Origin of the sequence: Bradyrhizobium sp. UBA2491, assembly GCF_002341725.1 — a bacterium.
GTDB lineage: Bacteria > Pseudomonadota > Alphaproteobacteria > Rhizobiales > Xanthobacteraceae > Bradyrhizobium.
In genome coordinates this window covers 97,572-115,772 of sequence record NZ_DDOP01000059.1, presented here as the reverse complement: position 1 = coordinate 115,772, position 18,201 = coordinate 97,572, and the positions used below count along the sequence as shown (strand labels likewise).

General features: G+C 65.7%; 15 protein-coding genes. 5 read left to right on the top strand and 10 right to left on the bottom strand.

Going from position 1 to position 18,201, the window contains the following annotated elements:
• Positions 1-24 precede the first annotated feature (24 nt).
• The 8 genes from B2W55_RS19475 to B2W55_RS19440 form a co-directional block, all read right to left on the bottom strand.
• Complete coding sequence (locus B2W55_RS19475; RefSeq protein ID WP_024580809.1) at positions 25-480, bottom strand: MarR family winged helix-turn-helix transcriptional regulator; 456 nt, start codon at positions 478-480, stop codon at positions 25-27.
• 17 nt (positions 481-497) lie between these two features.
• Entirely contained in the window at positions 498-1,202 is a 705-nt protein-coding gene (locus B2W55_RS19470) for an ABC transporter ATP-binding protein (protein ID WP_024580808.1), read from the bottom strand.
• Positions 1,199-1,990 (bottom strand): ABC transporter ATP-binding protein, encoded by a 792-nt coding sequence (locus B2W55_RS19465; protein ID WP_024580807.1) that lies wholly within the window; start codon positions 1,988-1,990, stop codon positions 1,199-1,201. Before B2W55_RS19465 ends, B2W55_RS19470 begins: the two co-directional genes overlap by 4 nt.
• On the bottom strand, positions 1,987-3,876 hold the full coding sequence (locus B2W55_RS19460) for an ABC transporter permease (protein ID WP_024580806.1): 1,890 nt from the start codon (positions 3,874-3,876) through the stop codon (positions 1,987-1,989). Before B2W55_RS19460 ends, B2W55_RS19465 begins: the two co-directional genes overlap by 4 nt.
• Positions 3,877-4,009: 133 nt before the next feature.
• The gene (locus B2W55_RS19455) at positions 4,010-5,224 is read right to left on the bottom strand and encodes an ABC transporter substrate-binding protein (RefSeq protein ID WP_029879036.1); all 1,215 of its coding nucleotides are present in this window, start codon (positions 5,222-5,224) and stop codon (positions 4,010-4,012) included.
• Positions 5,225-5,252: 28 nt separating this feature from the next.
• Positions 5,253-5,837 carry an amino acid synthesis family protein gene (locus tag B2W55_RS19450; protein WP_024580804.1) on the bottom strand — a complete coding sequence of 195 codons (585 nt, stop codon included), beginning with the start codon at positions 5,835-5,837 and terminating at the stop codon, positions 5,253-5,255.
• A gap of 16 nt (positions 5,838-5,853) precedes the next feature.
• On the bottom strand, positions 5,854-6,762 hold the full coding sequence (locus B2W55_RS19445; protein WP_024580803.1) for a UPF0280 family protein: 909 nt from the start codon (positions 6,760-6,762) through the stop codon (positions 5,854-5,856).
• Complete coding sequence (locus B2W55_RS19440; protein ID WP_024580802.1) at positions 6,759-8,207, bottom strand: 6-hydroxynicotinate reductase; 1,449 nt, start codon at positions 8,205-8,207, stop codon at positions 6,759-6,761. Before B2W55_RS19440 ends, B2W55_RS19445 begins: the two co-directional genes overlap by 4 nt.
• A 275-nt stretch (positions 8,208-8,482) precedes the next feature.
• On the opposite strand from B2W55_RS19440, the gene B2W55_RS19435 reads away from it, so the two are divergent.
• From B2W55_RS19435 to B2W55_RS19415, 5 genes are all read left to right on the top strand, one after another.
• A complete protein-coding gene (locus tag B2W55_RS19435) occupies positions 8,483-8,950 on the top strand; it encodes a (2Fe-2S)-binding protein (RefSeq protein ID WP_024580801.1) in 468 nt (155 codons plus the stop codon).
• A 20-nt stretch (positions 8,951-8,970) separates the two neighbouring features.
• Positions 8,971-12,483: a molybdopterin cofactor-binding domain-containing protein gene (locus tag B2W55_RS19430; RefSeq protein WP_244442186.1), complete on the top strand. Its 3,513-nt coding sequence runs from the start codon at positions 8,971-8,973 to the stop codon at positions 12,481-12,483.
• Positions 12,484-12,544: 61 nt separating this feature from the next.
• Positions 12,545-13,849 (top strand): nicotinate phosphoribosyltransferase, encoded by a 1,305-nt coding sequence (gene pncB / locus B2W55_RS19425; RefSeq protein ID WP_024580799.1) that lies wholly within the window; start codon positions 12,545-12,547, stop codon positions 13,847-13,849.
• A gap of 45 nt (positions 13,850-13,894) precedes the next feature.
• Positions 13,895-15,190, top strand: coding sequence for an O-acetylhomoserine aminocarboxypropyltransferase (locus tag B2W55_RS19420; RefSeq protein ID WP_024580798.1), 1,296 nt, complete (start codon positions 13,895-13,897; stop codon positions 15,188-15,190).
• A gap of 4 nt (positions 15,191-15,194) precedes the next feature.
• Positions 15,195-15,974 carry an alpha/beta fold hydrolase gene (locus B2W55_RS19415; RefSeq protein WP_024580797.1) on the top strand — a complete coding sequence of 260 codons (780 nt, stop codon included), beginning with the start codon at positions 15,195-15,197 and terminating at the stop codon, positions 15,972-15,974.
• Positions 15,975-16,315: 341 nt separating this feature from the next.
• Here B2W55_RS19415 and B2W55_RS19410 read toward each other — a convergent pair whose 3' ends face one another.
• Both B2W55_RS19410 and B2W55_RS19405 read right to left on the bottom strand, forming a co-directional pair.
• Positions 16,316-17,386, bottom strand: a complete 1,071-nt coding sequence (locus B2W55_RS19410) for an acyltransferase (protein WP_343206177.1) — start codon at positions 17,384-17,386, stop codon at positions 16,316-16,318.
• A gap of 206 nt (positions 17,387-17,592) precedes the next feature.
• Positions 17,593-18,201: S1C family serine protease (locus tag B2W55_RS19405; protein ID WP_291532273.1), on the bottom strand; the 609-nt coding region annotated here is incomplete at its 5' end.

The following is an 18,201-nucleotide window of genomic DNA, read 5'->3' as shown; positions in this document are numbered from 1 at the left end:
AGGGTGACGGTGAGAAGTTCCTCGTCACCGCAGCCTGCCCAGCAGCGCGATCAACGTCTCGCGCTCCTTGGCGTCGAGCGGCGCCAGCGTTTCCCTGGAGATGACGAGCGCGTTCGGCGCGGCCTTGTCGGCCATCTGCTGGCCGGCGCGCGTCAGACTCACCAGCAGCCGGCGGCCGTCATTGGGATCGGGCGCAGTCTCGGTCAGGCCGCGCGCGGTCAGGCGATCGATCACGCCCTTGATGGTCGCGACATCCATCGAGGTCAGCCGCCCGAGCTGGTTCTGCGAGCACGCGCCGACTTCCGACAGCTTCGACAGCGCGGCCCATTGCGTCGGCGTCAGGCTGATGCCGATCTCGCGGGCGAAGATCACGGCATGGCGCTGCGACACCTGGCGCAGGATGAATCCGATCTGTTCGTCCAGCACATAGCCCGGCTTTGCGGCCTTCACGCTTCGCTTCGTTGCAGCACTGCGCGCCATCGTCTCAACCTCCGCCCTTAAAGCGACAGATGCGCGTCGCGGATGTCCGGACGCGCATCAAGCTCGGCCATGGTGCCGCCAAAACAAATCCGGCCACGCTCGATGATGTAGGCCCGATCGGAGATCAGCCGGGCGAAATGCAGGTTTTGCTCCGAGACGACGATGCTGACGCCCTCTTGCTTCATCGCCAGGATCGCGTCGACCATCTGCTCGACGATCTTGGGCGACAGGCCCTCCGACGGTTCATCGAGCAGCACCAGCGACGGATTGCCCATCAGCGTGCGCGCGATCGTCAGCATCTGCTGCTCGCCGCCGCTCATGCGCCCGCCGGGTCGGCCGCGCATCTCGCCGAGATTGGGAAACAGCTTGAACAGTTTCTCGCGGTCCCATTGCGGCGCGCCCGGCCGCTTCGGTTGGCGGCCGACCTCGAGATTCTCCTCGACCGTAAGATCCGTGAAGATGCGCCGCTCCTCCGGCACGTAGCCGAGCCCGCCGCGCACGATCGCATGCGTCGGCAGATCGGAGACGTCCCTGCCCTCGAACATGACGCGGCCGGAGCGGTTCTCGACCAGGCCGACGATGGAGCGAAACGTAGTCGACTTGCCGGCGCCGTTGCGGCCGAGCAACGCGACCACCTCGCCCTCGCCGACCTCGAGCGCGATATCGAACAGGATATGCGCCGGGCCGTAGAAGCTGTTGAGGTCCTTCACCGTGAGCTTCATGCCGATGCTCCCTCGCGGTGCCTTGCGTCGTAGACCAGGCCTTCGCCGAGATAGATCGCGCGCACCTGGGCATTGCCGCGAACCTCCTCGGGCGAGCCTTCGGCGATCAGGCTGCCGCGGTTCAGCACCAGGATGCGGTCGGCATGCTCGAACACCACGTCCATGTCGTGCTCGGTGAACAGCACGCCGATCGACTGCTCGCGCGCGATCCGGGCGGTGAGCCGCATCAGCTCGACGCGCTCGCGCGGCGCCATGCCGGCAGTCGGCTCGTCCATCAGCAGCAGCTTCGGCTGGTTGGCGAGCGCGATCGCAAGCTCCAGCCGCTTGACGTCGCCATAGGCGAGCTCGCCGCAGGGCCGCTCCGCATAGGCGCCCATGCCGACCAGATCGAGCAGCCGCCCGGCTTCGTCGCGGGCGTGACGCGCGGTCGCGGCCCACAGATTGAACAGCTCTCCACCATGCGAGACCAACGCGACCTGCACGTTCTCACGCACCGTCATGGTCGGGAACGTCGCGGCGATCTGGAAGGTACGCCCGACGCCCATGCGCCAGACCACGCGCGGCTTCTTGCCGGTGGTCTCGGCGCCCAGCACGCGGATGCGGCCGCTGTCGGGAACGTTCTGGCCGTTGAGCATGTCGAAGCAGGTGCTCTTGCCGGCACCGTTCGGTCCGATCAGCGCCAGGATCTCGCCGGCGCGCAGCTCGAAGGATACGCCGCGCACGGCGTGCACGCCGCCATAGGATTTGGTCAGGCTTTCGACCGACAGCAATGTGGGGACCATGCTCATTCGGCGGTCTCGATGCGGGAGGTGAGCAAGGGCGACGCCGACGAAGACGATTTGCGCCGGCGGTACAAGAAAGCTTCCAGCGTGCCGACGATGCCCTTCGGGAACGCAACCACGATCAGCACGACGAAGCCGCCGAGCACGAGCTTCGACCAGTCGGTCTGGCTGACCAGCCAGATGTTGAGCGCCTTGTAGACGATGGCGCCGACCACCGCGCCCGACACCGTCTCGACGCCGCCGAGCAGCACCATGACCAGCGCGTCGACCGACAGCGAGATGCCCATATTGTCCGGGAAGACGCTGCCCTTGAGATAGGCGAACAGCGCGCCGGCGAGGCCTGCGACCGTGCCGGCGATCACGAAGGCGGTCCACTGGATTCGCTTGCCATTGATGCCGATCGCTTCGCTACGCAGCGGAGAATCGCGTGTCGCGCGCAGCGCGAAGCCGAACGGCGAGAACACGATGATGCGCAGGATCACGACCGCGAGCGCGGCGATGCCGAGCGACAGCCAGTAGAAATGCGACGGGCTCGCGGCCCATTTCTCCGGCCAGACCCCGAGGATACCGTTGTCGCCTCCGGTGACCGACACCCACTGGAACGCGATCGACCAGACGATCTGGGCAAAGGCCAAGGTCAGCATCGCGAAATAGACGCCCGAGAGCTGCACCGCGAAGAAGCCGAACACGGCGGCCCCCATCAGGCCCAACAGCGGCCCGAGCAACAGGCATGCGATCATCGGCAAGCCCGCCATCTTGGCGAGCAGCGCCACGCCGTAGGCGCCGAGGCCGAAATAGGCGGCGTGGCCGAACGAGGCGAGCCCGCCGACCGACATCAGGAAGTGCAGGCTGATCGCGAAGATCACGAAGATCGCGATCTCGGAGCCGACGGTGAGCACGTAATTGCCGGCGACGAACGGTAGCGCGGCGGCGACGATCAGCACGGCGATCGCGGCAAGCCGTTCATTCGTGGTCAGTGGTCGCCACGGATTGACGGTGAGACCCGGCGTGCGCCGCGCCGGCGCCTCGGGTTTGCCGAACAGGCCCCAGGGACGAACGATCAGCACCACCGCCATCACCAGGAACACCAGGATGATGGAGATCTTGGGGAAGATCAGGATGCCGAAAGCATTGAGCTCCGATACCAGCACCGCCGCGACGAAGGCGCCGATGATGCTGCCGAGCCCGCCGATCACCACCACGACGAAAACCTCGACGATGACGCGCAGGTCCATCGCGTGGTTGACCGCGTCGCGCGGAATCTGCAACGCGCCGCCGAGCGCGGCGAGGAAGACACCGAGCGCGAATACGCTGGTGAACAGCCATTTCTGATTGACGCCGAGCGCGGCGACCATGTCGCGGTCCTGCGTCGCCGCGCGCACCAGCACGCCCCAGCGGGTACGCTGGAACAGCAGCCAGAGCACGCCGAGCACGACCGGCCCGAGCACGATCAGGAACAGGTCATAGCTCGGGATATTCTGGCCGAAGAAATCGATCGCGCCCTTGAAGCCGGGCGCGCGGCGGCCGACCAGATCATCCGGGCCCCAGATCAGCACCACGAGGTCCTCGACCATCAGCGTGAGGCCGAAGGTCGCCAGCAACTGGAACAGCTCAGGCGAATGGTAGATCCGGCGCAGCAGCACCATCTCGACTAGCACGCCGATCGCGGCGACGACGAGCGCGGCAATGACGATACCGCCCCAGAAGCCGAACGCGCCCGCGAAGCGCTCGGTCAGCGTGAACGCGACATAGGCGCCGAGCATGTAGAACGCGCCATGCGCGAAATTCACGATCCGCGTCACGCCGAAGATGATCGACAGGCCCGAAGCGACCAGGAACAGCGACGCCGCGCTGGCAAGACCGGTCAGGAACTGGACGACATAGAAAGCCATGGGCGGTCCGCGTTGGAGATCATGTGCGTCACTCGTAGGGCGGGTTAGCGCAAGCGTAACCCGCCGTCGGTCCGCGTAAGCAAGGTGGTGGGTTACGCCTTCGGCTAACCCACCCTACGCAGGCAGAGCAGCCTCAATCCTTCGGCCGCATCTTTTCGATCTCGGCATCGCTGGGCAGATAGTCCGAGCCCTTGCGATAGGCGGTATCGACCATGATGCCCTTGCCGTCCTTCAGCGCGGTCTTGCCGGTGAAGGCGCCGAGTGTCGACTGGTGATCGATCTTGCGGAAGGTGATCTCGCCGAACGGCGACGACATCGAGATGCCTTCCGCCGCCGCGATCAGCTTCTCCGGATCGGTGGAGCCGGCCTTGGCGAGGATCGCCGCCGCCGCCTTGATGGTCTGGTAGCCGACGATCGAGCCGAGCCGCGGATAGTCGTTGTACTTGGTCTGGTAGGCCTTCAGGAACGCCTCATGCTCCGGCGTCTTGATCGAGTACCAGGGATAGCCGGTGACGATCCAGCCCTCGGGCGTTTCGTCCTTCAGCGGATCGAGATACTCGGGCTCGCCGGTCAGGAAGCTCACCACCGTGCGGCCCTTGAACAGGCCACGGGTGTTGCCCTCGCGCACGAGCTTGACGAGGTCGGCGCCGAAGGTGACGTTGAGGATTGCCTCCGGGTTCGCGGCGGCAACCGCCTGCACCACCGGGCCGGCGTCGATCTTGCCCTGCGGCGGCCACTGCTCGTCGACCCACTGGATGTCGGGCCGCTTCTCCGACATCAGCTTCTTGAACACCGCGACCGCCGACTGGCCGTACTCATAGTTCGGCGCGATCGTCGCCCAGCGCTTTGCCGGAAGCTTTGCGGCTTCCTCCACCAGCATTGCCGCCTGCATGTAGTTCGACGGACGCAGGCGGAAGGTATAGCGATTGCCCTTCGACCACGTGATCGCGTCGGTCAAAGGCTCGGCCGCGAGGAAAAACACCTTCTTTTGGTTGGCGAAGTCGCTGACGGCGAGGCCGATGTTCGACAGGAACGTCCCCGTCAGCATCGCAACGTTCTCGCTCGACACCAGTTCGTTGGCCGCGGTCTGCGCATCCGCGGGCTTGCCGCCGTCATCCTTGGAAATGACGACGAGCTTCTTGCCGTTGATGCCGCCGGCCGCGTTGATCTCCTCCACCGCGAGCTGCCAGCCCTTGCGATAGGGCTCGGTGAACGCCGGCAGCAGCGAATAGGAGTTGATCTCGCCGATCTTGATCTCGCTCTGCGCCACCACCTGCGTCGTCATGGCGCTCGTTGCCATGGTCGCGACCGCGATCGCCAATCCCGCCCCTACGAAATAACCACGCATCCCATCCTCCAGTTTTTCTTCAAAGAGATTATCGCAATCCGTCTTCGCCCTTGATCTCATCAACCGTCAAGCCGCCGACGCGCGGCAGCGGCCGGCCGCTGTCGGTCACCGCGACCGCGACCATGATCTCGTTGGCGCGCGGCGCGTCGTTGATCTGCACTTCCATGCCGTCGAAATGGCTGCGCACGAAGGCTGCGTCCTTGTGCCCAAGCGGAATGTCGAGCGTGGTGCCGGGGCCGGAGCGCTTCTTCGACGACGGGATCAGCGCCGCCCCCTTCGAGAGCACCTTGCGCACCGGTGCGCCCATCTTGGGATGCAGGATCGCGGCCGCGTGCTCGAGCTCGCCATTCTCGCCGACCGCCGCGGCCTTGCCGTAGCTGTGCGCCTTGGCGCCGTCGATGCCGAGCGCGGCGACCGCCCGCTTCGAGAGCAAGTCGCCCAGTTCCTCGCCAATCGCGATCAATGGCGTGAGGTCTTCGACATAGCGGCCGGCAAACGGATTCTCGATCACGGCGATGGCGGCGGCACGCCGGGTCGGCGGTGCAATGGTCTTGCCCATCTCCAGATGGGTCTCCTCGACCACGGTGACGATCTTGCGAATGACGGCGCTCATCTTGCCTCGCTCCCGGTCATGCCCGCGGCATGTGTTCTATCGTTCGTTCCTGAAACCCGTGCGACGCCGGCGCCCCGTTCCCAGTTGCACCAACAAGCCGCGTCTCGCCCAGTAGACGCAATGCCGCGCCCTCGATCAATCCCGACGTCAGGAGCATCCGCGCCCGCGCCGCCCCCACCTCGAGCGCCTGCTCGATTTCGTGGTCCGTCAGCGGCCCGACGTCGCGCGTCACCAGCCGTTCGCCGAGGTCGCTGTCGGGCTGCAATTCGTTGGCCGGAACGCGCCGGATCGCAGGATGCCCGGGTAAATCGACCGCATTGGCGATCACGGTCGCGGCTGCATCGGCCTGCGACGCCGTCCGCGCCAGCACGGTGACGGCATCGGCAATGCCGAGCGAGAAGCTGCGGCCGTGGCGGCCGCTGGTCGCGATCCCGCGGGCCGGCATGTCTGCATCAATGGTCATGGTCTGCATCACGCCGTGACGGTCCGGGCGGTCCATCAAGCCGACGGTGAACTGTTCGCCGTCTGCGAGATGCAGCGCGATATCGCCGCCATTGTTGACATAGGCGCGGTCGAGCATCGCTGTACGCAGCATCGTACCGAGGATTTCCTCGGCAACCGAGCCCGCGACCGCGGCCATCGGCGTGATGAAGCAGTCCGCGGCAAACGGCGCGACCGCCGCATGCATGCACCGTGCGACCACGCCCTTCAGCGAGCAGCGATCGGGATTGGCGGCGGTGCGCAGTTCAGCGAGTTCCGTGCAGAGCTCGTCGAGCAGTCCGGTGAAGCGATCCGCCGCCGCCAGATAGGCGGATCGAACATCCGCATCCCCGCCCTTGGCTTCGATGACCAGATCAATCGGGCCATCCTGCAAATGCAGCCGCTTGCCGTCAGGAAGAAGCGCGATTTGCGGGAGCCGCGTCATGCACGCCGCCCGGGCAGATAGGGCATCGGCTTGATCTCGGCGCTGTCGCGCAGCGACGACAGCGGCCGGACATAATCCATATGACCGCCGAGCGCCGCGTAATCCGACAGCTTCATCGTGAATTCGATCGGCGCCACCAGCGCCGGCGTCGGCACGTAACCGAACGCGCCGGCGGGCATCTGGGTGACGTCGACCATGAAGGTGATGCCGCCGCCGGGCCAGACATAGACCGGCGCGCCGCCGCTGGTGACGCGCGTCAGCGCATCCTTGACCGAGCGCGTCAGCCGCACCGGATTATCGGTGACGCCGGCGCGCAGCGATCCGCCCGCGCCGCCCATGAACAGCACGGTGCACAGCGCCGGCTCGCAATTCTCCTGGATGCGTTCGACGGAAAACCTGAGGTCGGCCGGCATCGCCGTCTCGATCGGCTTCAACGCCTCGTCGAGCACGTAGTACGACGCGTGCTCGCCGGTGGTCGAAACCATCAGCATGGTCAGCCCGGGCCGCGCCTCCCTGGCATTGAACGGGCCGAGGATCGACAGCGGATCGGAGATATTGGTGCCGCCCCATCCGGTGCCGGGATCGGCGACCTGGAAATAGCGGCCGGGCGTCGAGCGCCTCCCCTTCATCTTGATGCCGGTATCGGCGATGTCGAGCAGCTTGCCGGCCTGGTGCTCACTGAGCACGCCGGTGATGTGGTCGTCGACCACCACGACCTCATCGACCTTGCCGTGCCACTGCTTGGCGAACATGCCGATGGTCGCCGAGCCGCAGCCGACCCGCATGCGTTCTTCCGCCACGCCGTTGACGATCGGCGGCTTGCCCGCCTGCACCACCACACTGGCGCCGCCGTCGATGGTCAACTCCACCGCCTTGCAATTGGAGAGATCCATCAGCGTGTCGCAGGTGACGCGGCCTTCCTTCTTGGAGCCTCCGGTCAGATGATGCACGCCGCCAAGCGAGAGCATCTGCGAGCCATATTCGCTGGTCGTGACATGACCGACCGCCTCGCCGTCGGCGCGCACGATCGCGGTTTCGGGACCGAGATAGCGGTCGGTGTCGATCTTCACCTTGACGCCGCAATAGGAGAAAATGCCCTCGGTCACCACGGTGACCATGTCGATGCCGTCGACCTCCGACGACACGATGAACGGCGCCGGCTTGTAATCCGGATAGGTGGTTCCGGCGCCGATCGCGGTGACGAAGAGATCGGGCTGGCGGACGATCTTGCCGTCCCAGTCGCCGCTGACCTGAAACGGCACCAGCTTGCCGCCATGCGAGACGGTACGCTCAAGCACGACATGCGGATCGACTCGCACCAGCATGCCGTCATGATTGGCATAACGGTCGCAGGCGCCAGCCGCGCCCGGCTTGATGTAGCACATCACCGGACAGGCATCGCAGCGGATCTTGTCGCCGGCGGCGACGGTCATTGTGTCAGCCATCGTGACCAGGCCTGGACTTGTGGCGGCGGTCGATCATACTGCGCTTCCGCCTCCGGTGTTTATCGTTCGTATACGAATGATCCTGCGCGCGAGCCCCGGACCTGTCAAGCGGCCTTTGCAATCAAAAGCTGCCATTCGCTTGCGCACCCTGTTCATAAAGCGTGCACTCGCTGCAGCGCGGCATGCCGCCGCTTGCACGTTTGTACACAAACGTTATCCTCGACTTCGATTTGACGCTGACGTTGCAGCGCAAACATCAGGGGAGAACCGGGGCAATGCGCCTGACCGTGAACGGCAGGAATCATGATGTCGACGCTGCTCCCGACACCGCATTGCTTTACGTGCTGCGCAACGATCTCGCATTGAACGGACCGAAATATGGCTGCGGGCTCGGCGAGTGCGGCGCCTGCGCGGTGCTGATCGACGGCGTCGCCGCGCGCGCCTGTGTGATCCCGATCGAAGGCTGTGCGGGACGCAACGTCGTCACGCTCGAAGGGCTCGGCAGCCGCGAACATCCTGATCCGGTGCAGGATGCTTTCATCCGAGAACAAGCCGCGCAGTGTGGCTACTGCCTCAACGGCATGATCATCACCACCAAGGCGCTGCTCACGCGCAACCCCAATCCGTCCGAGCGCGACGTGCTGGAAGCGTTGCGCTACAATCTCTGCCGCTGCGGTGCGCATATCGAGATCATCCGCGCCGCGATGCGGGCCGCCGGCCACGCGCTCGAGGCACGCGATTGATGCCGGGTCCGGAGCAACGCATGCGCGGCTCGCTGTCGGTCGTTCGTCCCGCAGTGCTCGGCGCGGAAGGCGCGTTCGAGACCTTCATCACCATCACAGCCGATGGCTCCGTCAACGCCTATAACGGCCATGTCGATCTCGGCACCGGCATCCGCACCGCGCTCGGCCAGATCGTCGCCGAAGAACTCGACGTCTCCTTTGCCCGCGTGGTGGTGATCCTCGGCGACACCAGCGTAGTACCGAACCAGGGCGCGACGATCGCGAGCGAGACCATCCAGATCACCGCCATTCCGTTGCGCAAGGCCGCGGCGCAAGCGCGGCATTTCCTGCTCTCGCGCGCCGCCGAGCGGCTGGAGCTTCCGGCCGGCGAGCTCACCATCGAGGACGGCCTGATCCGCGGCCACGACAACCGCAGCATCAGCTATGGCGAGCTGATCGCCGACGAGACGATCACGCTCGACCTCGCCGACGAGGTTCCGGTCAAGACCGTGAGCGCCTACTCCGTAGTCGGCAAGTCGGTGCCGCGCGTCGACCTGCCGGCGAAGGCCACCGGCGAGCTGGTCTATGTCCACGATGTGCGCGTGCCCGGCATGCTGCACGGCCGCGTCGTCCGTCCGCCCTATGCCGGCGTCGATGCCGGCCCGTTCGTCGGCACCAGCCTGATCGCGGTCGATGAGGCCTCGGTGCGCGATATCCCCGGCCTCGTCGCGGTGGTGCGGATCGGCGATTTCGTCGGCGTCGTCGCCGAGCGCGAGGAGAATGCGATCAAGGCCGCCGCGCAGCTCAAGCTGAGCTGGAAGCCGGGACCTGATCTGACCGATCTCTCCGATATCGAGCAGGCGCTGCGCGCCAATCCGTCGACGCCGCGCCAGCTGATCGACAAGGGCGACGTCGATGCCGCGATCAAGGCGGCAGCCAAGCCGATGCGACGGACTTACGTTTGGCCCTACCAGATGCACGGTTCGATCGGCCCATCTTGCGCTGTTGCCGACTACACAGACGGTACGGTCCGGGTCTGGTCCGGTACGCAGAACCCGCACATCCTGCGCGGCGATCTCGCACTCTTGATCCAGCGTCCGGAATCCGAGATCGACGTAATCCGGATGGAGGCGGCCGGCTGCTACGGCCGCAACTGCGCCGACGACGTCTCCGCCGATGCGCTGCTGCTGTCGCGCGCGGTCGGCCGCCCGGTGCGGGTGCAGCTCACCCGCGAGCAGGAGCATGCTTGGGAGCCAAAGGGCACCGCCCAGCTGATGGACGTCAATGGCGGGCTCAATGCCGACGGCAGCGTCGCCGGTTACGATTTCTCGACGCGTTATCCCTCGAACGGAGCGCCGACGCTGGCGCTATTGCTCACCGGGCGCATTGCGCCGACGCCTGCCGTGTTCGAGATGGGCGACCGCACCGCGATCCCGCCCTACGACTATGAGAACATGCGCGTCGTCGCCAACGACATGCCGCCGATCGTGCGCGCGTCCTGGTTTCGCGGCGTCTCCGCGCTGCCCAATACATTCGCGCATGAATCCTATATCGATGAACTTGCGGCAGAGGCCGAGGTTGATCCGATCGAATACCGGCTGCGCTACCTGAAGGACAAACGCGCGATCGATCTCGTCAATGCGGTCGCCGAACGCGCCGGCTGGACGCCGCGCCCGGTGTGGAAAGAGCCCGAGGCCGACGGCGATGTCGTGCGCGGCCGTGGCTTCGCTTATGCGCTCTACGTGCACAGCAAGTTTCCGGGCTACGGCGCGGCATGGTCGGCCTGGATCGCCGACGTTGCGGTCAACAAGGCGACCGGCGATGTCAGCGTGACGCGGGTGGTCGCCGGCCAGGATTCCGGATTGATGATCAATCCCGAGGGCGTGCGGCACCAGATCGAAGGCAATGTCATCCAGTCGACCAGCCGCGCGCTGATGGAGGAAGTCTCCTTCGAGCGCGGCGCGGTGACGGCGCGGGAATGGGGCGCCTACCCCATCATCAAATTTCCCGAACTGCCCAAGATCGATGTGCTGATGCTGCCGCGGCAGGACCAGCCGCCGCTCGGTGTCGGCGAATCCGCCTCGGTGCCGAGCGCCGCCGCGATCGCCAACGCGATCTATGATGCCACCGGCGTCCGCTTCCGCGAGTTGCCGTTCACGCCGGAGCGCATCCTGAAGGGATTGCATGGCGAGCAACCCACGGTGCCTGCATCGCTGCCGCCGCCCGCGCAACCGGTCAATCTCAACCGATGGCAAAATCCGTTCGCAAGGCGCGGCGGCGCGCTCGCCGGCATCGCCGCACTCTGCGCCGCCGCGATCGGCATCGGCGCGGCCGTCCTGCCCTGGCGCGCGATCGCGCCGATCGCACGGCCCGATGCCTCGGTCTATTCTGCGGCCACCATCGCGCGCGGCAAGGAGCTTGCGGCGCTCGGCGCCTGTGCCGTCTGCCACACCGCGGAGCATGGCCTCGCGAATGCCGGCGGCCGGCCGCTCGAGACGCCGTTCGGCACCATCTATACGACCAACATCACGCCCGATGTCGACACCGGCATCGGCGCCTGGTCCTATCCCGCGTTCGAGCGCGCGATGCGCGACGGCATTCATCGCGACGGGCGTCATCTCTACCCGGCATTCCCCTACACGCATTTCGCCAGGACCAATGATGCCGACCTCCAGGCGCTCTACGCCTATCTGATGGCGCAGGCGCCGGTGCGCACCGAGACGCCGGCGAACACGCTCGCCTTTCCGTTCAACCTGCGGCTGCTGCTCGCCGGATGGAATGCGCTGTTCCATCAGCCGCGAACGTTCCAACCCGATCCATCGAAGTCGGCGACCTGGAATCGCGGCGCCTATCTGGTCGAGGGTCTCGGCCATTGCAGCGCCTGTCACTCGCCGCGCAATGCGCTCGGCGCGGAACGGCAGAACGCCTATCTCGCCGGCGGCTTCGCCGAGGGCTGGGAGGCGCCGGCGCTGACCTCGCTGTCGAAGGCGCCGATCCCCTGGAGCGAGGACGAGCTCTACGCCTATCTGCGCACCGGCGAGTCGCGCCTGCACGGCGTCGCCGCCGGGCCGATGGCGCCGGTCGTGCAGGAACTTGCCGCGCTGCCCGATCAGGACATCCGCGCGATGGCGGTCTACCTCGCCTCGTTCAACGAGACCGCCGACCGGCCGGCCCACGATGTGCTTGCGGCCCAGCTGGAGGCCGGTACTGCCGTCACCACCGCCGCCTCAACCGGCGCGCGGATCTATCAGGGCGCCTGCGCCGTCTGCCACGAGGCCGGTGGCCCGCCGCTGTTCGGCAGCCGGCCGTCGCTGGCGCTGAACAGCAACCTGCACAGCGACGTCCCTGACAATCTCATTCAGGTGATCCTGCACGGCATCGCCAAGCCGGCCGTGACCGACCTCGGCTATATGCCCGCGTTCCGGGACAGCATGAGCGACGGTCAGGTTGCGGAGCTGGTCAGCTTCCTGCGACGGCAGTTTGCCCCGGCCAGGCCGGCCTGGACCGATGTCGCCGCCACGGTCGGCCGTATACGGCAGACCATAGCGCGCTGACCTGCCATGTTCCGCCCGATACCCACTGGGCGGGCGCCATTCGGCAGGCTACAGTTCCCGCATGACCGTGACAGATATCGCGACCCGGACCTACAACCACGGCTGGCGGCTCGACCCGATCGTCCGCAGCCTGCTCGACACCGATTTCTACAAGCTGTTGATGCAGCAGATGATCCGGGAATCCTATCCGGACACGCGCACGACCTTTTCGGTGATCAACCGCTCGACCCATATCAAGCTCGCCGAGGTCATCGACGAGGGCGAGTTGCGCGCCCAGCTCGACCACGCCCGCACCATCCGCTTCAGCAAGAAGGAACTGATCTGGCTCGCCGGTAACACGTTCTACGGCAAGACCCAGATGTTCTCGCCCGATTTCATCAACTGGCTCTCCACCTTCCGGCTGCCCGAATACGAGCTGCACAAGGTCGACGGCCAGTATGAGCTGCATTTCCACGGACCTTGGACCCACACCACGATGTGGGAGATCCCGGCGCTTGCGATCCTCAACGAGCTGCGCTCGCGCGCGGCGACCAAGACCTATGGCCGCTTCGCGCTCGACGTGCTCTACGCCCGCGCCAAGGCCAAGCTGTGGGCCAAGGTCGAGCGGCTGCGCAAGCTGGATGGATTGCGACTGTCCGATTTCGGCACCCGCCGCCGCCACGGCTTCCTGTGGCAGCGCTGGTGCGTCGAGGCGGTGAAGGAAGGCCTCGGTTCGTCCTTCACCGGAACGTCCAACGTGCTGCTTGCGATGGACAACGACCTCGAAGCAATCGGCACCAACGCGCATGAGCTGCCGATGGTCGCCGCCGCGCTCGCCAATGACGACGAGGAGCTGCGCTGGGCGCCCTACCACATCCTCGACCAGTGGCGTCACGCCTATGGCGGCAACCTCCTGATCGCGCTGCCCGATGCGTTCGGCACCAAGCCGTTCCTGCGCGACGCGCCGGACTGGGTCGCCGACTGGACCGGGTTTCGTCCCGACAGCGCGCCGCCGATCACCGCCGGCGAAGACATCATCAAGTGGTGGAAGCAGAAGGGCCGCGATCCCAAGGAGAAGCTCTTGGTGTTCTCCGACGCGATGGATGTCGGCTCGATCGAGGAGACGTTCCATCACTTCAAGGGCCGCGTCCGCGTCAGCTTCGGCTGGGGCACCAACCTGACCAATGATTTCGTCGGTTGCGCGCCTGACGGCACCGCCGAACTCGATCCGATCTCGATCGTCTGCAAGGTGACGTCGGTCGACGGCCGGCCGGCCGTGAAACTGTCTGACAATCCGGAGAAGGCGACCGGCATCCCCTCGGAAGTCGAGCGCTATCTGCGGGTGTTCGGCAATGTCGGCCGGGTTCGCACCGCAGTCCACGTCTAAATCTTCGGACTCACATTTTCCATCGACTGACCTGACGAGCTTCGCATGCCCGCACCCAAGCCGCCTGCCTTCGAAACCCTGAGCCTGCACGCCGGCCAGCGCCCCGATCCGGCGACCGGCGCGCGCGCGGTTCCGATCTATCAGACCACGTCCTACGTGTTCCAGGACGCCGACCACGCCGCGGCGCTGTTCAACCTGGAACGCGCAGGCCATATCTATACGCGCATTTCGAACCCGACGACCGCGGTGCTGGAGGAGCGCATTGCCGCCCTCGAATGCGGCGTCGGCGCGATCTGCACCGCGAGCGGCATGGCCGCGCTGCATCTGGCGATCGCAACCTTGCTCAATGCCGGCGACCATATCGTCGCCTCCGCCTCGCTCTATGGCGGCACCATCAACCTGCTGGCGCACACGCTGCCGCGGTTCGGCATCACCACGACCTTCGTCAAGCCACGCGCGCTCGACGAGTTCCGTGCCGCGATCAGGCCGAACACGCGGCTCGTGATCGGCGAGACCATCGGCAATCCCGGCCTCGAGGTGCTCGATATCCCCGCGGTGGCGCAGATCGCGCATGACGCGAAGATCCCGCTGTTGATCGACAACACCTTCGCGACACCCTACCTTAGCCAGCCGATCGAGCTCGGCGCCGACATCACGATGAACTCGGCGACCAAGTGGATGGGCGGCCACGGGATTGCGATCGGCGGCGTGATCGTCGACGGCGGCCGGTTTGACTGGCGCGCATCCGGCAAATTCCCGCAACTCACCGAGCCCTATGCCGGCTACCACGGCATCGTCTTCGACGAGCAGTTCGGCAAGGCCGCCTTCATCATGCGCGCCCGCACCGAGGGGCTGCGCGATTTCGGCGCCTGCCTGTCGCCGACCAACGCATTCCAGCTGTTGCAGGGTATCGAGACGCTCGGCGTCCGCATGGATCGCCATGTCAGCAACACTCACAAGATGCTGGACGCCCTCGCCGCGAACAAGGCGGTCGAGTGGGTGCTGCATCCCTCGCTGGAGAGCCATCCGGATCACGCGCTCGCCAAGAAGCTGCTGCCGCGCGGTGCCGGCTCGATCATCTCTTTCGGCATCAAGGGCGGCCGCGCCGCCGGCAAGAAGTTCATCGAGTCCCTGAAGCTGATCAGCCATCTCGCCAATGTCGGCGACGCCAAGACGCTGGTGATCCACCCCGCCAGCACCACGCACCAGCAGATGGACGCCGAGCAGCTCAAGGCCGCCGGGATCGGCGAGGAGCTGGTGCGGCTGTCGGTCGGCATCGAAACCGCTGAGGACATCACCGACGATCTCGGCCAGGCGCTGCGCGCCTCGCAAAGGACTTAGGACCATGCAGCTTTCCATCAACGGGGCAGACACCTTCATCGCGACCGGCGGCAAGCCGTTCGATCCCTCGCTACCGGCGGTCGTGATGATCCACGGCGCGGGCTTCGACTCCTCGACCTGGGCGCTGCACAGCCGCTGGTTCGCCCATCACGGCTATTCCGTGCTGGCGCCTGATCTGCCCGGCCACGGCCGCTCCGCCGGCAAGCTGCTCACGACCATTGCAGAGATGGCCGACTGGATCGCAGCGCTGATATCAGCGGCCGGCGCGACGAAGGCGCGGCTGATCGGCCATTCGATGGGCTCGCTGATCGCGATCGAGACCTCGGCGCGGCATCCCGACAAGGTCTCCGGCCTCGCGCTGATCGGCACCGCGGCCACCATGACGGTCGGCCCCGATCTGCTGAAAGCCGCCGAAGCCAACGATGCCGCCGCGATCGACATGGTCTCGATCTGGGGCCTCGGCTTCAAGGCCGAGCTCGGCGGCAGCCTCGCGCCGGGGCTTTGGATGCACCAGGGCGCGCAGCGGGTGCTACGGGAGGCCAAGCCCGGCGTGCTGTACAACGACCTCAACGCCTGCAACGCCTACCAGAACGCGCTGACGGCCGCCGCCGCGGTCAAGGTGCCCGCGACCTTCGTCCTCGGCGAGCGCGACATGATGACCCCGGCCAAGGCCGGCAAGGCGCTCGCCGCCGCGACGCCGAATGCGCGTACGGTGGTGCTGCCAGGCGCCGGTCACATGATGATGGTCGAGCAGCCGGACGAGCTGCTGGCGGCGCTGCGGTAGCGGAGCCAAGCTCCCTTCTCCCGGGGCGCTCCCAAAATATCGAAAACAACCCCATGCAAAGCCGCAGGACGTCCGCCGGCACTCGGACAAGCGGCTTGACTTGTCGGGCAAATCAGCAATATATTCTACTATACCGAAATGTTGAGAGCGCCATCGGAGCTTGGCCGAGGCCCGGACGGGAAAGACCGAGCTCCGGCTTCGGGTCAACCGCGTGGCCAGCGCGTCATTCGCATCGTCACTGCTCGAGCGCAACGAGATCAGCTTGAAGCGTCATCGCGCTCCGGCTTCGTGTTGCGCATGATCTTTTCGGAAAACCGCTTCGCACTCTTCCGGACCATGCTTCAGAAAGCGCGCGGCGCGCGTTCGCGATGCTCCTGCAAGACAAGCACGGGGCGCTGCACTCTTGCTTCATCCGGTGTCGATCGCTTGCTGTAGATCAAAGTCAACTTGCGCCCCCAATTGAGGATCGGCGCCTCGATGACGATGTGCAGCACGGCGGCGAGACCGATGGAGAGCAGGATGCTGGCGGCGATCGTTCCCACGACGGACAATGGCCAAAGCTCGGCAGAGCTGGCGATCCATTTCATCAGAGGGTAGTGGACGATATACAACGAGTACGAAATCTTGCCGAGCCATTGCAGGACGGGCGAGAAGGATTGCCCTTTGACCTCGGCAGATATCACGGCATGGATAAGCAATCCCGCGGCAAGGCCATAGGTCGGCACGCGTGCCCATTGCGGATCAGCCGATCCGTGCACGAATATCCAGTACCAGCCGGCGAAGAACAAGCCGGCGGAAATGGCCAGCATTGTGCCCGAAGACTGCAATCTGCCGGTTCTCTGGAGATATGCGATGCCAACGCCGACACCGAATTCCAGCATCAGCGGGTGGGAGTAGAAGCCAAGCTGCAATCGGAAGACGAGAGCAACGGCGACCACGACCAGCCCCGCGAACAAGAGTTCGAACAGCCGGCTCGGCTTGATCGCGAGGATCACCGCGACTGCGGCATAGAAGTGCAGCTCGAAAGCAAGCGACCATGCCGGCGGGAGGTACCAATTCGGATATGTCCACGCGAAGACGAGTCCAAGGTCCAGCGCCGGACGCTCTTCGGGCGACATCGCGACCCAGGACGAGGCGATAAAGGCCGCCAGCAACACGAGCCAGTAGACCGGATAGATTCGAACAACTCGCCTGAGAACGAAGGTGAACGGATTGTCCTGTGCCGCAGCGGTGGTCGCGATGATCAAGCCGGAGATAACGAAGAAGATGTCAACGCCACTCGCCAGGATGGTCAGCGCACCTTCGGCAAACGCGGGTCCGACCATATCGGGACGTGCGGCGACGGCGTGCCCGCATACCACCGACAGCGCCGCAACGCCGCGCATTGCCTGTACACCCGCGAAGAACCGCAAAACGTCCCACCACGTTCATTTCCAATCAGAAATAATCTAGGGGCGGAACCGTTAACGGCTGGTTGTGCTATCGCACCAAAATCAACCGTTGAGTGCGTCGAATCAGGCTCGGCGGGCGTGAACCATGCGAAAATTGACCACAGCGCAAAGCAGCCCTCTCCAACCAGAGCGGAGAGAGTGCGTGCCTCGCGCAGTCAGCTTCGCCCTTACTGCTTCGCCGGCTTTCTTCCGACCGGGTGGATCTCGATCGCGCGCAGGCGGCCGAGGCGGAGCACGTCCATCGACAACGTGCGGTCGATCCGGCTGTGATCGAGTGCGCGGATCAGGTCGTCGACGCCGTTGATCTCGACGCCGTCGAGCCGGATCACGACGTCGCCGGGCAACAGGCTTGCCCGCGCCGCCGGGCTGTCCGGCTCGATCTGCATCAACAGCGCGCCCATCTTGTTCTCGACGCCGGCCAGCACCGCATGCCGCCGCGGCACCGGCGCCGTCTGCCCTGCGACGCCGATATAGGCGCGGCGGACGTAGCCGTGGCGGATGATCTCCGACAGCACGAACTGCGCGGTGTTGCTGGCGACCGCAAAGCAGATGCCCTGGGCGCCGTTGATGATCGCGGTGTTGATGCCGATCACCTGACCGTTCGACGACACCAGCGGGCCGCCGGAATTGCCCGGGTTGAGCGCCGCGTCGGTCTGGATCACGTCCTCGATGGTCCGTCCACTGACGGAGCGGATCGAGCGGCCGAGCGCCGACACCACGCCGGCGGTCACCGTCGATTCGAAGCCGAGCGGATTGCCGATCGCGACCACCAGCTG

What these genes read in the sequence shown, in the direction of transcription:
- B2W55_RS19475 (WP_024580809.1), bottom strand. Translation starts at nt 480, where the DNA reads ATGGCGCGCAGTGCTGCAACGAAGCGAAGCGTGAAGGCCGCAAAGCCG.
- B2W55_RS19470 (WP_024580808.1), bottom strand. Translation starts at nt 1,202, where the DNA reads ATGAAGCTCACGGTGAAGGACCTCAACAGCTTCTACGGCCCGGCGCAT.
- B2W55_RS19465 (WP_024580807.1), bottom strand. Translation starts at nt 1,990, where the DNA reads ATGAGCATGGTCCCCACATTGCTGTCGGTCGAAAGCCTGACCAAATCC.
- B2W55_RS19460 (WP_024580806.1), bottom strand. Translation starts at nt 3,876, where the DNA reads ATGGCTTTCTATGTCGTCCAGTTCCTGACCGGTCTTGCCAGCGCGGCG.
- B2W55_RS19455 (WP_029879036.1), bottom strand. Translation starts at nt 5,224, where the DNA reads ATGCGTGGTTATTTCGTAGGGGCGGGATTGGCGATCGCGGTCGCGACC.
- B2W55_RS19450 (WP_024580804.1), bottom strand. Translation starts at nt 5,837, where the DNA reads ATGAGCGCCGTCATTCGCAAGATCGTCACCGTGGTCGAGGAGACCCAT.
- B2W55_RS19445 (WP_024580803.1), bottom strand. Translation starts at nt 6,762, where the DNA reads ATGACGCGGCTCCCGCAAATCGCGCTTCTTCCTGACGGCAAGCGGCTG.
- B2W55_RS19440 (WP_024580802.1), bottom strand. Translation starts at nt 8,207, where the DNA reads ATGGCTGACACAATGACCGTCGCCGCCGGCGACAAGATCCGCTGCGAT.
- B2W55_RS19435 (WP_024580801.1), top strand. Translation starts at nt 8,483, where the DNA reads ATGCGCCTGACCGTGAACGGCAGGAATCATGATGTCGACGCTGCTCCC.
- B2W55_RS19430 (WP_244442186.1), top strand. Translation starts at nt 8,971, where the DNA reads ATGCGCGGCTCGCTGTCGGTCGTTCGTCCCGCAGTGCTCGGCGCGGAA.
- pncB (WP_024580799.1), top strand. Translation starts at nt 12,545, where the DNA reads ATGACCGTGACAGATATCGCGACCCGGACCTACAACCACGGCTGGCGG.
- B2W55_RS19420 (WP_024580798.1), top strand. Translation starts at nt 13,895, where the DNA reads ATGCCCGCACCCAAGCCGCCTGCCTTCGAAACCCTGAGCCTGCACGCC.
- B2W55_RS19415 (WP_024580797.1), top strand. Translation starts at nt 15,195, where the DNA reads ATGCAGCTTTCCATCAACGGGGCAGACACCTTCATCGCGACCGGCGGC.